Source organism: uncultured Boseongicola sp. (assembly GCF_937988555.1).
GTDB lineage: Bacteria > Pseudomonadota > Alphaproteobacteria > Rhodobacterales > Rhodobacteraceae > Boseongicola.
Genome location: NZ_CALJXO010000182.1, coordinates 1 through 13139, shown reverse-complemented (window position 1 = coordinate 13139; position 13139 = coordinate 1). Strand labels below are relative to the sequence as shown.

15 protein-coding genes are annotated in these 13139 nt (G+C 57.7%); 1 reads left to right on the top strand and 14 read right to left on the bottom strand.

Features of this window, described 5'->3' with window-relative positions; all coding sequences use genetic code 11:
* From Q1B15_RS09930 to ruvC, 14 genes are all read right to left on the bottom strand, one after another.
* On the bottom strand, positions 1-476 hold a 476-nt coding region (locus tag Q1B15_RS09930), incomplete at its 3' end, for a hypothetical protein (protein WP_299753507.1).
* Positions 477-587: 111 nt separating this feature from the next.
* Entirely contained in the window at positions 588-2516 is a 1929-nt protein-coding gene (gene ftsH / locus Q1B15_RS09925; protein WP_299753505.1) for an ATP-dependent zinc metalloprotease FtsH, read from the bottom strand.
* Positions 2517-2598: 82 nt separating this feature from the next.
* Positions 2599-3879: a tRNA lysidine(34) synthetase TilS gene (gene tilS / locus Q1B15_RS09920; RefSeq protein ID WP_299753503.1), complete on the bottom strand. Its 1281-nt coding sequence runs from the start codon at positions 3877-3879 to the stop codon at positions 2599-2601.
* The gene (locus tag Q1B15_RS09915; protein ID WP_299753501.1) at positions 3876-4703 is read right to left on the bottom strand and encodes a tetratricopeptide repeat protein; all 828 of its coding nucleotides are present in this window, start codon (positions 4701-4703) and stop codon (positions 3876-3878) included. Before Q1B15_RS09915 ends, tilS begins: the two co-directional genes overlap by 4 nt.
* Before the next feature lie 17 nt (positions 4704-4720).
* Complete coding sequence (pal, locus tag Q1B15_RS09910) at positions 4721-5236, bottom strand: peptidoglycan-associated lipoprotein Pal (RefSeq protein WP_299753499.1); 516 nt, start codon at positions 5234-5236, stop codon at positions 4721-4723.
* Between the two features lie 73 nt (positions 5237-5309).
* Positions 5310-6638, bottom strand: a complete 1329-nt coding sequence (gene tolB / locus Q1B15_RS09905) for a Tol-Pal system beta propeller repeat protein TolB (protein ID WP_299753497.1) — start codon at positions 6636-6638, stop codon at positions 5310-5312.
* Entirely contained in the window at positions 6635-7726 is a 1092-nt protein-coding gene (locus Q1B15_RS09900; protein WP_299753495.1) for an energy transducer TonB, read from the bottom strand. The genes tolB and Q1B15_RS09900 overlap by 4 nt, the downstream gene beginning before the upstream one ends.
* A 7-nt stretch (positions 7727-7733) precedes the next feature.
* Positions 7734-8204 carry an ExbD/TolR family protein gene (locus tag Q1B15_RS09895; RefSeq protein ID WP_299753493.1) on the bottom strand — a complete coding sequence of 157 codons (471 nt, stop codon included), beginning with the start codon at positions 8202-8204 and terminating at the stop codon, positions 7734-7736.
* Position 8205: 1 nt separating this feature from the next.
* Positions 8206-8904 carry a protein TolQ gene (gene tolQ / locus Q1B15_RS09890; protein WP_299753491.1) on the bottom strand — a complete coding sequence of 233 codons (699 nt, stop codon included), beginning with the start codon at positions 8902-8904 and terminating at the stop codon, positions 8206-8208.
* Between the two features lie 123 nt (positions 8905-9027).
* Positions 9028-9417, bottom strand: coding sequence for a tol-pal system-associated acyl-CoA thioesterase (gene ybgC / locus Q1B15_RS09885; protein WP_299753489.1), 390 nt, complete (start codon positions 9415-9417; stop codon positions 9028-9030).
* A 49-nt stretch (positions 9418-9466) separates the two neighbouring features.
* A complete protein-coding gene (locus tag Q1B15_RS09880) occupies positions 9467-10096 on the bottom strand; it encodes a hypothetical protein (protein ID WP_299753487.1) in 630 nt (209 codons plus the stop codon).
* Between the two features lie 75 nt (positions 10097-10171).
* Complete coding sequence (gene ruvB, locus Q1B15_RS09875; protein WP_299753484.1) at positions 10172-11194, bottom strand: Holliday junction branch migration DNA helicase RuvB; 1023 nt, start codon at positions 11192-11194, stop codon at positions 10172-10174.
* A gap of 117 nt (positions 11195-11311) precedes the next feature.
* The gene (gene ruvA / locus Q1B15_RS09870; protein ID WP_299753482.1) at positions 11312-11965 is read right to left on the bottom strand and encodes a Holliday junction branch migration protein RuvA; all 654 of its coding nucleotides are present in this window, start codon (positions 11963-11965) and stop codon (positions 11312-11314) included.
* Positions 11962-12456, bottom strand: a complete 495-nt coding sequence (gene ruvC / locus Q1B15_RS09865; RefSeq protein WP_299753480.1) for a crossover junction endodeoxyribonuclease RuvC — start codon at positions 12454-12456, stop codon at positions 11962-11964. Before ruvC ends, ruvA begins: the two co-directional genes overlap by 4 nt.
* 445 nt (positions 12457-12901) lie before the next feature.
* Between ruvC and Q1B15_RS09860 the strand changes: the two genes are divergently transcribed.
* Positions 12902-13114 (top strand): DUF1127 domain-containing protein, encoded by a 213-nt coding sequence (locus tag Q1B15_RS09860; RefSeq protein ID WP_299753478.1) that lies wholly within the window; start codon positions 12902-12904, stop codon positions 13112-13114.
* The last annotated feature ends 25 nt before the right edge of the window (positions 13115-13139 follow it).

Below are 13139 nucleotides of genomic sequence, written 5' to 3'. Positions count from 1 at the left end.
CCGCCTTTGGCATCCCGTTCGTTCAAGAGAGCATTGGTAACGCGGTAGGTTTCCGGCATAAAGCGGTGCCGTTTTTGGGAACCTTCCCACCAAGCAGCCCCGCCCGGAGTCTTTAAAAGCTCGTAGAAATGATTGCCCACGGCGCCATCAAGACCGATCAGTTTTTGCGGAAGCGAGTCATTGTGCTTCAGAAAATTCCCATAGACATGCACACCTTGCTCTAAATACAACTCAAAGCTCAGCCTTTCGAAGTCACTTAGAGCATCAATGTCAGCGTGTCCCCGAACCACTATATCCGCCAGAACAGGGTCGTTTGTCTGCGCCTTGTACTCTGTCATTGTGTGCAAGACCTCGCGCCAGTTGGTCAGTTCGGCTTGCTTGCGCGTCGCACGCATTTCGTAGGCCACGAACAGCAGCGAAATAACGATGGCAGCGGCGGCGATCAGGTCCGCGATATCGGCAATCTGTGACAGCATAGGGCAGCCTTTTTCAAACACACTTCGTTACTGCAATGATTGATGGCATACCTCAAAAACACAATGCCCCGCACGAGGGCGGGGCATTGTTTCAGTGTCCTTCGGGTCGCATTAGGCGGAAGGTTCTGGCTCCATTCCACCATCATCATCCGATGGTTTCGCTTTAGGCTTGGTCTTTGGAATGGCCGTGACCGACGCCGTTCCGCCAGTGTCCGTGGGCTTATCGTCGTCATCATCGCCACGATTGAGCGTCTCACCAGCGATCACACGCGTGATTTCGCCACCGGTCAACGTCTCGTATTCCAGAAGCCCTTGTGCCAGACGCTCGAGGTCCTCGCGCTTTTCCGTGAGGATACGCTTGGCGGTTTCGTAACCTTCGTCTATCAGACCCTTTACCTTGTCATCGATTGTCTTCTGCGTGATGCTCGAATGGGTCGTGCCGCCGCCATAAGCACCGAGAGGAGATTGCTGCTCGTTAGCGTAGTCGACGTAGCCGAGCTCTTCGGCATAGCCAAACTGGGTCACCATCGCGCGCGCGATCCGGCTGACTTGCTGGATGTCAGACGATGCACCTGACGTGACATTCTCTTTCCCGAACACCAGCTCTTCCGCCACACGTCCGCCCATCGCCATCGCGATTTTCGACGTGTATTTCGTGTAGCTGACGGACAGCTGATCCCGTTCCGGAAGCGACAAGACAAGACCCAACGCCCGGCCTCGTGGAATGATCGTGGCTTTGTGGATCGGGTCGTGCTGCGGCACGTTAAGACCTACTACAGCGTGACCTGCCTCGTGATACGCAGTCAGCTTCTTTTCGTCCTCGGTCATAACCATAGACCGGCGCTCCGCGCCCATCATGACCTTGTCTTTGGCGCTTTCGAAGTCTTCCATGATAACAAACCGACGCCCAAATCTGGCTGCCATCAAGGCAGACTCATTTACAAGGTTCGCCAGATCAGCACCCGAGAAGCCCGGCGTGCCGCGCGCAATGATGCGCAGGTCGACATCAGGACCAAGTGGAACTTTCCGGGCATGCACCCCAAGGATCTTCTCACGACCTTTGATGTCCGGGTTTGGCACCTGCACCTGGCGGTCAAAACGACCAGGACGCAAAAGGGCTGGGTCCAGAACGTCTGGACGGTTTGTTGCAGCGACAATGATGATGCCTTCGTTGGCTTCAAAACCATCCATCTCAACCAAAAGCTGGTTCAACGTCTGCTCGCGTTCGTCGTTACCGCCGCCATAGCCTACGCCACGCGACCGGCCAACCGCATCGATCTCGTCAATAAAAACGATGCAAGGCGCGTTCTTTTTCGCCTGTTCGAACATGTCGCGGACGCGAGACGCACCCACACCAACGAACATTTCAACGAAATCAGAACCGGAAATCGTGAAGAACGGCACACCTGCTTCGCCCGCGATAGCACGTGCAAGAAGCGTCTTACCCGTACCCGGAGGACCCACCAAAAGCGCCCCTTTGGGGATTTTGCCGCCAAGACGTGAGAATTTTTGCGGCGTGCGCAGGAACTCTACAATCTCTTCAAGTTCTTCTTTTGCTTCGTCGATGCCTGCAACATCATCAAACGTCACGCGGCCATGCTTTTCGGTCAGGAGCTTCGCGCGCGATTTGCCAAAGCCCATGGCGCCGCCTTTGCCCCCGCCCTGCATACGGTTCATGAAGTAAATCCACACACCGATCAGCAGAAGAAACGGCAGGAACGTCATCAGGATCGTCATCAAACCGGATTGTTCCTGTGGCTCTGCACGGAATGTGACCTGATTGCTCACCAGAAGATCAGTTGCGCCTGCGCCTTCCGGCTGGATCGTTACATAGTCACGGCCATCCGAGCTGCGGAATACGATCCGTTCACCATCGATGGTCGCATTTGAGACGTCGCCGCCCTCCACACGCTGAACGAAGTCGGAATAGCTTACGGTGGACGACGTGGTGTTTGTCTGGCCGCCTGAGATAAGGTTAAATAGCGCCAATATCAGCAGGAAAAGAACCAGCCAAAAGGCGATGCTACGCGCGTTGTTCAAAGGACGCTCCTTTGGGAATTTCTTGGGGCAGAAACGGCCACCCCTCCGACTAGACTATTAAATAGCTACCAATAGCAGATCTTCAACGCGATAAGAGAAATTGTGAGAAAGTGCCGCGGCCAATTGCCGACGCCGTCCAGCCGTTTTCGAGGCCTGCGAGGGGGGCCGCAACAAGTTCGTCACCGCGCCAGATCGCCGGAGAGGCCAACAAGGACTGGCGTGGAAGGCCTGTATCGCGCCAATCTTGGCAGTTTTTGACTGCGTCGCCAAGGGCGCGCACCTGCAATTCTGCGTCATGCGGCCCTTCAAGCACCCAACGCCCATCCCAAGGCGCATCTGTGGACGATACGACATTGCGTACAGCATTGTATTCGCGGGTGATTCGAAAACGGCGCTCATAAATTTTCTTGCCCTCGACCATTCTGAAAATACAGCCGCCAAGGGTGTGCATGCCCTTTTCCCTCAGGCCATCCTCCAACTCGAACATCGCCTTAGAGCGAGGAGCATAGTTTGCGCCGCCAACCCAACGGATCGCAACTCGTCGCAGCCGGTAGATGAGTTCCGGCGGAATAAACCCGTCTTTCTCAGGAATCTCACCCGGCACAATAAGGTCGCCACGATCTTCCACAACGTATTTGAATACTGACGCGCGCAGAACAAGATCTAAGGAAGATTTCGCAAGCCACAGGTTGTGTGCCACGCTCGCTAGAACGTCGGCATCAATCTCAAGAGGTTCCAGTGCTTCAAGTACCTGCCGCGCGCGCACGCGCTCAAATTTCGGATCATTGTTGGACGGATCCTCGGCCCATTCGACCTCGTGGCGTTTCAGATAGGACCGCAATTTAGCACGACCGAAGGAGAGCAGTGGCCGAGTCCAATCGACACCTTCCCGCTCAAAACTGCGCTCCATGTGCGCGAGACCATCGATACCCGACTGCCGCGCCAGACGCATCAAAAAGGTTTCGGCTACGTCATCCTGGGTATGTCCGAGCGCGACCAAGTCTGCGCCGCATTGCTTTGCCCATTCCCCAATCAAACGATAGCGCGCATTGCTCGCCTTTGATTGAAGGTTACCAGACCCATCCCACGCCCAAGTCAAAACGCTATGCGGCACATTCCATTCGGCACAATACGCAGCAACCAGCGCGATTTCATCTCCGGCCTCAGGCCGGAGCCCATGATCCAACGTGACCGCCTCGACCGGAAACCCCAGGTCCCGCCCATGCCAAATCATCAAATCAAGGCATGCCATAGAGTCGCCACCACCGGACACGGCGACGCCAAGCTTCTTCGGTTTTTTTAAAGCAAACCCAGACCCACTGAAATACCGGAGCATCTCATCCGGGTTCTCGTCTTCGCTCACACGCACCCCATTGATGCACGCGCGGCCTGCGCCTCGATCGACGCTTCGGTATCGGGATACCTAAGCGTCACCTCAGCCAATGTAATACAAGCCTCCGAGTTCTGGCCCAATCCATCCAAAGCCAGACCAAGCTTCAACAACGCCGTTGGCGAGGTCGGCCCGTTCGGCGTGCCCGAATAGCTTTCCAGATAGGCGCGCGCCGCCGAAGATGTCAGCCCAAGGCTTTGCAACGCCTCGCCCCGCATCAGGTGTGCAAGTCCGGTTAAAGGCCCACCCTGATAGGTCTCGGTGAAGCGCTGCAGTTGCTCTGCTGCGGCTTCAAAGCTGCCAGCATCAAAGGTTGCTTTGGCCCGATCGAAGTCGTCACGCTCGGCGACCGCCAACTCAACACCGCCCGTCACATCGCCAACCGGCGCAACAGGCTGAGGCGTTACAGCCGTCGGCAAAGCCCCGCCCCCGAGCGTTGGAGTCTCTCCGAGACTGCCGATGTCGCAGCCACTTTCAAGCTCGCAGAGCCGAAACTCCAGATCGCCGATCCGGTTGGTGCCGTCCGAAACAACGCGATCCACACGATTGGTCAACGCCTCATTCGCAGCAATGACACGCTGCAATTCGGCTTCCATCGCGTCGACCCGCTCCAGCACGTTGGTGCCGGAAAGGTTCGCATTCACACCCCCCGTGGTGGACAACTCGCGCCGCATCTTCTGTATTTCGACAAACAGCACCGAAAGCTCCTGACGGATATCCGCCAGGGTCTTTTCGCGATCTTGTGCAACGGCCGGAACGGCCAGGATGCACATGGCAACAATCAAAATCCAACGCATGAGGCTAGCTCCGTTTCTCAGACGCCAGCACCTGCGGTGATGACCGTGACCGAACGCCGGTTCTGGCTATAGCACGTCTCGTCGGAACAAATCTGGATCGGGCGCTCTTTGCCGTAGCTGATCGTCTGCAATCGTCCCGGTGCAACGCCGCGCGAAATCAGATAGTTCTGAACCGCACTTGCGCGACGCGCGCCCAGCGCAAGGTTGTACTCACGGGTGCCCTGCTCGTCTGCGTGACCTTCGATCAGTGCGCGGTAATCAGCGTTCTGTGTCAGCCAAACTGCTTGCTGGTCCAGCACGGCCTGTGCTTCCGGTCCCAAAGTCGACTGGTCCACCGCGAACAAAATACGGTCTCCGATCGTTTCGTTGAAATAGACCGGGGATGTCGGATCATTCACGCCGCCCGTGACACCACCGTTTGCTCCAAATCCACCTTCGGCACCACTGCTGCCAGGACCGAAGCGGTCCGCATTTGTACACGCACCAAGCGCTACAAGCGCCGCGGCCGCCACTGCCATCTTCAGAAAAGTCATAAGATCACCTGTTTGGTTTTTTGTTTATCTGCTCTGGTCTAAAATACCACGTCGCGAAGAAGATTGAAACGGCTCACGGCAGAAGCGGCGACCACGCCGGGTCCGAGGCCGCGGTCGGCATTGCAAGTCGCTTCAAATTTCGCCCCGAAATGTCCACAGAAAAGAGCGCGGGCTCTCCATCAGCGCCAGCGCTTTCGCGTGTAAACATCAAAACGCGCCCGTTCGGAGCCCAAGTGGGGCCCTCGTCGAGAAACGACGCTGTCAAAAGCCGCTCTTGAGAACCATCAGTGCGCATGACGCCTATATGAAAACGGCCCGCGTTTTGTTTGGTAAAGGCAATAAAGTCGCCACGCGGCGACCAGACCGGCGTCCCGTATCGCCCCTGACCAAAACTGATCCGGGAGGCCTCGCCCCCCGTCGCGGACATCACGTAAAGCTGCTGATTGCCGGAGCGATCACTTTCAAAAACGATCTTGCTGCCATCCGGCGAAAACGAAGGCGCGGTTTCGATGGACGGCGCGCTGGTCAATCGAGTGGGCTGGCCACTGGCGAGATCCAGCCGAAATATATCTGTATTCCCGCCTTCTGCGCGCGAATATAGTACGGTCTGGCCGTTCGGCGCATAGCGCGGAGCGAAAGTCATTGCTTCGACATCCATCTGTAGCGGGCGTTTCGTAACTGTGCCCACCGACAATTCATAAATCTGCGGAAAGCCGGATTCGTAGCTGGTGAACAAAACCCGGTCGCCAGTAGGCGAGAATCTTGGGGCCAACACGATGGACGACGCATCTGTCAGAAATTGAATATTGGCACCATCGTAGTCCATGATCGCCAACCGCTTGGCGCGCGCATTCTTTGGGCCTGTTTCTTCAACGTAGACCACGCGGCTGTCAAAATAGCCGCTTTCACCGGTGATCCGCGCATAGACCTGATCTGCAACTTTATGCGCCACACGCCGCCAGCTATCGGTCCCGCCCGCGAATTGCAGACCTTCGCCCAAAGGCGCGCCCGTAAAGATGTCAAAGAGACGGAACTTAACAACCAACCGCTTGTCGCTGGTCAGCGTCACTGCGCCTGTCACCAAGGCCTCGACGTTGATTGCCTTCCAGTCAGGATAGGGAACGGATCCGTTAAAATCGCTGACCTGGCTGATATAGGCGTTCTTGGGCACGTCCCGGAACAAACCCGTGCCAACCAAATCTGCCGCGACCACGGCCGTGATCTGACGGGCAAAATCCGCCGCTGCCGCGTTCTCCGCCAAAAACGGAGCCACTGCGATTGGGACAGGCTCGATAACGCCTTGGGTTATTTCGATCCTGAGTGGCCCGGAACGCTCTTGCGCCACCAAAGGCGTTGCAAAAGTCATCACCAAGCCGAGCACCAGCGAACTCAAAACCTTCATCGGAACTGCATCCCTTCGGGGTTGAACGTCATTTCGATATTGCGCCATTGGCTGAATTTTTCCACCGGCAAAGGAAATCCGCGGGCGCCGCAGCGGATAATCGCCCGTCGCGCGGCTTCAAATGCCTGTTTCGCGGCGCCATCCGATCCGCCAGCCGACGAAACCAGCTGTATGGAATTCGTCACCGGCTTGCCATCCTCAGTCATGGACACCCCAACCACAACAGTTGTGCCTAGCGCATCCGTCGACAAGCTGCCGACGTTCCAGCACGAACTGACCGCGACCCGCAGCACGTCACGTTCCCCGCCCGTTAATGGCGGCCCAGTCGGTACGTTTGATGCGGACGTTTCGTTGGCTTCCGCCACGGCATCGGCAATGGCATCGTTCGGCGCGTTTTCGGTTGGCGTCTCGGCGGGCGTTTCCGCCTGACGCACGGGCCTCGCGGGCCGCGTGCGGGGGCGCATCGAACTGGCAGGCGCCAATTCCTGCGTTTCTTCGGCCTCGGTGACAATCCGGTCGCTGGCTTCCAGCGGCGCGGCGGCTTCGGCCTCTTCGACCGCCTTTTCGGGCGGCGCTTCTGGATCGGGTGCGACTTCGTCCACGCGCTCGGGTGCAACTTCCGCCAATGGCGGCGGCGCAATCGAAGGTGTTGCAGCAACGCGCGGCGCTGGCTGCGGCGTGCCATCTTCAATTGGGGACGACCCCTCAATGTCCGTTGGCGGTGTCGCAATGATTGGTGCGTTGTCTTCCACGACCGCGTCAGGGATCGGCTGGGGGATGGTAAGATCAGGGTTCTCGGGTGTTTCGGGCTCGTCGGCTTGCACGGGCGAGGACACTTCGGGTGCGGTATCTTCGGCGGGGGTCGTCGGCGCTTCATCCTCAGTCGGCGGCGTAACTTCAGGCGCGTCCGTCGCCATTTCAGGCGCGGTCGTCGGTGGCAAAAGTGCTGCATACTCAGCTTCCGAAAGCACCGTCACCTCGCTCACTGTAACCTCCGGTATGCGGTCGCCCGCGAACATCCCACCAAAGAAGATGAACACAACAAGCGCGAAATGTCCCGCACCAGAGAGATACCAGCCCGCGCGCAACGCCGCCTCAACCGCCCTGGCCGTTTAGACGAGGACCGCCATCATCTGTCACAAGGCCAATATTCGTGATCCCGGCGGCATTCATTGCCCCCATCACTGTCGCGACGCGCCCATAAGGCACCGATGTATCAGCCCGCAAGAACACCCGATCCGAGGTTCGCTCGGTCAAGATAGCCTGCAAGCGGCCGATAATGTCACCGTCAGTGACTTCAGTGGACTGGATCATGGTCGCACCATCCGCCGTCAGCGTGATCGTCAATGGCTGCTCCTGCTCAGTCGGCAAGGATTGTGCCGCGGTGCGCGGCAACTCAACCGGCACACCAACAATCTGCAACGGCGCGGCCACCATGAAGATGATCAACAAGACCAACATGACATCCACAAAGGGCGTCACGTTGATCTCGGCCATCGGCTTTGAGCGAGATCGTCGGCCCCGCCGGCGCGATCCACCGCCTTTTTCAAGGACACCCGCCGCCATTCTAGGACGCGTCCATCTGGCGACTTAGGATCGTGGCGAACTCATCCGCAAAAGACTCGTATCCACCAATAATCTTGTCCGCATCTGTCGATAGCTTGTTGTAGAAAATCACTGCAGGAATAGCCGCCGCCAACCCAAGCCCCGTCGCCAAAAGAGCCTCGGCAATACCCGGCGCCACAACCGCAAGGCTCGTCGACTGGCTTTGACCGATTTCGATGAAGGCAACCATGATACCCCAAACCGTCCCAAACAAACCTACAAAAGGCGCCGTCGATCCAACTGTTGCCAAAACCGGCAATCCCGCCTGCAAGGCCTCGGTCTCTTTTTGGATCGCAACGTCCATCGAGCGATCAATCCGCACCTGTGCGCCGCCAATCATCCCACCGTTGTCGCGATGCGAGCGCCGCCATTCGGTCATGCCGGCGGAAAAAATGCGCTCGGCCCGGCTATTTGGCGCAGGTCCGATCTGATCAAACAACTGATCAAGCGGTTCCCCCGACCAGAACGCCTCCTCAAAGGTTGCCGCTTCGGCGCGCGCCTGACGGTAGTCCTTTGACCGCGAATAAATGATTGCCCAAGCCCAGATTGACGCCAATATCAACGCCACCATCACCAGCTTGACCGTAAAAGACGCACGCGCAAACAACGCCCAGATCGAAAAATCTGCGTGCTGCGCAAGCGCGATCGCTTCCTGCTCCATAGTTCCGCTCTCTCTGCCGACCCTTATTATATTGTTTTGGGTCCCTCGTTTCACAGCAGATTATCGGAACCGCATAGAAAATGCCAACAAGAAGCCGTGAATGACGCTGCGGCGATTGCGCAATCAGGACAAAGTTTGGCGTATTTCCGCCGGAAGTCTCGCCGGCCGGCCGTTTTCTGACAAAGCCACAAGCGTCACCAAGGCCTCAAACACCACCTCGCCGGCGCGTTCGATAACCTGATGCATGATGATACGGGCACCAGTCACGCTTTCGACTTGGGTTACCACGTCAAGGAGATCGTCAAATTTTGCGGGCGCACTGTAGTCCGCCTCGATCCGACGAACCGCGAAGACAATCCCTTCATCGGCTTTCAACCGGACCTGATCGATCCCGGCCTCGCGCACATACTCGGTGCGGCCGCGCTCTATGTATTTCAGGTAATTTGCGTAATACACAATTCCCGCAAGGTCAGTGTCTTCATAGTAGACGCGCAAAGTCAGTCGATGGCTCATGGTCGCAACGATGCGCCAGGCCGCGTCAGGCGTCCAGCCTCAGTCTTCCTTAAACCGGCAGATCGCGATTTGCGCGCGCGCTCAGCCTTAAAGCGTGGCTTGGATCATTCGCAACAGCAGGCATGGTCGGATCATATCCCGCCCGTACAAGCGCCGCGATGTCAGGTCTTAACACAACCTGCTCTCCCAAACGCGCAAGCGGCCCTTTGTCCATGAAGGCCACATCTGACCACAACAAAATGGTCTGAACTGCCTGTGCCAGCGCGATATCTTCCGCCGCTACTTTCGACATTTCGGCGTCCATCCGGACGAAGACAAACGCAGCTTTGATCGCGCCATGCGGCTCAAACCGGAAAAGCCGATACTGGTTGGCATCCGCCGCTTCCAGCCGCCCCACCAAAGGCACCAGATCAGGCACCAGACGGTCAAGGCCCGGGGTCTCAAGCAACTCGTTCCATTCGCGAAAAAAGAACACCAAAAGGTTGGCGCCCAGATCAGGATCAGTTTCGGCCATTTTGTGGTCGGCCAATGCAACGACCGCCTCAATCGCCCCCTTCATCACCGAAAGCGTTGCGTCATCAACACCAAAAACAATCGGCACGATGGGACGGCCCCAACGCGCAAACAGAAACGTTCCGTCCGCACGCGTAAACATTTTTTCTACGTCCCCAAATTCCATGCTCTGTCAGCTAGCGTGCGACGCCAGAAATCTCCAGACCTGCGGTCGGGAAAACGCCCGATCCGGTCCCTTGCTTCAAAACAGATCGGTTTGCCCCGCAGCTTGAGGAGCCGGCAGACCCAAGTGGCTCCAGGCTTTGGCCGCCAGCATTCGCCCTCGCGGCGTGCGTTGGATAAGGCCCTGCTGCAACAAATAGGGCTCGATGACTTCTTCAATCGAGTCACGACTTTCCGAAAGCGCCGCCGAAAGCGTTTCAACCCCGACCGGCCCGCCAGCATAATTCTCGGCAACCAGCGTCAGATACCGGCGATCCGCTCCATCAAGCCCGAGTTTATCCACCCCAAGCCGCGTCAGGGCGCTGTCAGCAAGCTCCTGTGTCAGCCGCCCATCTCCCTCGACAAGCGCGAAGTCCACCACGCGCCGCAAGAGCCGCCCAGCGATCCGAGGAGTCCCCCGTGCGCGACGTGCAATCTCGCGCATGCCGCCGTCCTCAGCGGGAATGCCCAAAAGCCCGGCACCTCGCGCCACGATCAGAAAAAGCTCGTCTTCGGTGTAAAAATTCAGGCGCATCGGAATACCAAAGCGGTCCCGCAGGGGTGTCGTTAAAAGCCCAAGCCGCGTCGTTGCCCCCACAAGCGTGAAGGGCTGCAACTCGATGCGCACGGTGCGAGCCGCGGGGCCCTCACCGATCACCAGATCAAGTTCGAAATCTTCAAGCGCGGGGTAAAGCACTTCCTCCACCACCGGGTTCAACCGGTGTATCTCGTCAATGAACAAGACGTCCCGTGCCTCAAGGTTCGTCAGGATCGCCGCCAAATCCCCGGCCTTGGCCAAAACCGGTCCCGAGGTCATCCGAAAGTTTACGCCCGACTCGCGCGCGACGATCTGCGCCAACGTGGTCTTGCCCAAACCGGGCGGGCCATGAAACAACGTATGATCCATCGCCTCACCACGACGGCGCGCGCTTTCAATGAAAACGCTTAAATTTGCCCGCGCTTCGGCCTGCCCTACAAAGGCGTCAAGCGTCTTCGGGCGCAACGCCCGATCCGTATCTTCCGGGCGCGCTTGGGGACGCAGTGTTGGATCGGGTTCACCCATAAAAACAGCCCACCTTTCTGGCAAAAATATCCGGTGGACTGTGAGAAAGCTTTGAGGCGATGGCCTGCCTCTCGCCCACAGCGCAGATCAAAGCCGTACGACACCGCCACAAGCCCGTCATCCCTTTGGCGCCAATCGCTTCAACGCCTCTCGAATAAGCACAGGTGTCGTCGCATTTTCGAACGCCCCCGCGGCCTGAGCGACAGCGCTGGCGGCTTCCCCTGGCGCATATCCAAGATTACTCAAGGCCGACAAAGCTTCCGATTGAGCCGAGGCATTTTCCGGCGTCGGAGGCACTGCCACAGCGGGGTCGATCACCTCGCCGTCGCCGTCGCCAATCGCGGGGGCCGCGCGGCCCATCGCCATCATCGCGGGTGCCTTGCCCTTAAGCTCAAGCACAACACGCTGAGCGATCTTCGGCCCAACTCCGGGGGCCGCTTTGACAGACGCCCAGTCTTCCAAAGCAATCGCGCGCGAAACGCCATCGGGTCCTAGCGTGCCAAGGATCGCCATCGACGCTTTCGCCCCGATCCCTTGCACGCTTATCAACAACCGATGCCATTCCTTTTCCACCAACGTCGTGAACCCGAAAAGTTGCAACAAATCTTCCCGCACCAGCAATTCGGTATAAAGCGCAACCGCCTCCCCGACGCCGGGCAAGGTGGCCAAAGTCCGCTCGCTGACATGCACAATGTAGCCAATGCCACGCACATCAATCAGCACATGATCCGACCCGCGATACTCTAGACGCCCTGCAAGTTTACCAATCATCCGACCGCCCTCGCGATCCGTGCAGCGGTCGCGGCAAGATGTGCATGGCAGATTGCGACCGCCAAGGCGTCCGCCGCATCCGGCCCGGCGATCTCGATGCCGGGAAGCTGCATCCGCACCATATGCTCGACCTGCCGCTTGTCCGCGTGGCCTACCCCAACAACCGCCTTCTTCACAGCGTTCGGGGCGTATTCGCCTACGACGATACCCGCACGCGCTGGCACCAACATCGCAATCCCCCGCGCCTGGCCAAGCTTAAGCGTGCCGGCTCCATCCTTGTTGACGAATGTTTGCTCGACAGCAGCGGTGTCGGGCAAAAAGCGCGCCCAAATCTCGGTCAACTGATCAAACAGAGACACCAAACGCCCCCCAAGATCGCCATTTCCGGTTTTGCAGACGCCATTTGCCACATGCGACAACTTCGAGCCGGATACATCAATCACGCCCCATCCAAGAGCTCTTAGCCCCGGGTCCAGCCCCATCACGCGCATCGCCTCACCTGCCCTTTTTTATCTTTGGCAATGAGTAGCACGAAACGCGAACATCTTCCAAGAACATTGCGGGGGTCAGAAGCGAAGCGCGGCAATATCGCACGCAATGCACTCAGGTTAAACGCCGCAACGGAAGCGAAAGTGGTGCGCGCAGACCACATCATTGACATTGGGCGGCGAAAAGAAGCGATTGGCTCCAAATGTCGCAAATAGACCGCGACCAAGCCTCACCGATAAAAGCGGCATAAAATCGTCATCGCGAAGCTCGAAATCGACACTTCGAAACAGTGATTTTGCCTTTACCGGTAACAGTTTAGAGCCAAAAACGACCTATGCAGAAACTGCATCCCAGACATGCAATTTGTGTGCTTGCCGGACGGAAATTCCGCTCCTAAGTGCGGTCCATCATTCAAAGGGCAGCAGCCCAGATTTAAGGATAAACGCGATGGCACTTTTTGACGACACCCGCCTGCAAAGCCGTCCCGCAACCGTTGTTGACCGGGCTTATGCTGCGCTTTCAAATACAATAGCAACTCTGGCAGCTTGGAACGACGCGCGTCGTACGCACAATACGCTGTCACAACTGTCGGCACACGAGCTGGAAGACATCGGCCTTCACCGTGGCGATATCGACCGGATTACACGCAGGACTTTCTGAATTTTTGTGGCATAAAAAAAACGGC

Bases quoted from the DNA above. Each gene is read 5' to 3' on its own strand.
- ybgC (WP_299753489.1), bottom strand. From the start codon at position 9,417: ATGAGCCATCGACTGACTTTGCGCGTCTACTATGAAGACACTGACCTT.
- tolQ (WP_299753491.1), bottom strand. From the start codon at position 8,904: ATGGAGCAGGAAGCGATCGCGCTTGCGCAGCACGCAGATTTTTCGATC.
- tolB (WP_299753497.1), bottom strand. From the start codon at position 6,638: ATGAAGGTTTTGAGTTCGCTGGTGCTCGGCTTGGTGATGACTTTTGCA.
- Q1B15_RS09860 (WP_299753478.1), top strand. From the start codon at position 12,902: ATGGCACTTTTTGACGACACCCGCCTGCAAAGCCGTCCCGCAACCGTT.
- ruvA (WP_299753482.1), bottom strand. From the start codon at position 11,965: ATGATTGGTAAACTTGCAGGGCGTCTAGAGTATCGCGGGTCGGATCAT.
- Q1B15_RS09880 (WP_299753487.1), bottom strand. From the start codon at position 10,096: ATGGAATTTGGGGACGTAGAAAAAATGTTTACGCGTGCGGACGGAACG.
- Q1B15_RS09915 (WP_299753501.1), bottom strand. From the start codon at position 4,703: ATGCGTTGGATTTTGATTGTTGCCATGTGCATCCTGGCCGTTCCGGCC.
- Q1B15_RS09895 (WP_299753493.1), bottom strand. From the start codon at position 8,204: ATGGCGGCGGGTGTCCTTGAAAAAGGCGGTGGATCGCGCCGGCGGGGC.
- pal (WP_299753499.1), bottom strand. From the start codon at position 5,236: ATGACTTTTCTGAAGATGGCAGTGGCGGCCGCGGCGCTTGTAGCGCTT.
- ruvB (WP_299753484.1), bottom strand. From the start codon at position 11,194: ATGGGTGAACCCGATCCAACACTGCGTCCCCAAGCGCGCCCGGAAGAT.
- ruvC (WP_299753480.1), bottom strand. From the start codon at position 12,456: ATGCGCGTGATGGGGCTGGACCCGGGGCTAAGAGCTCTTGGATGGGGC.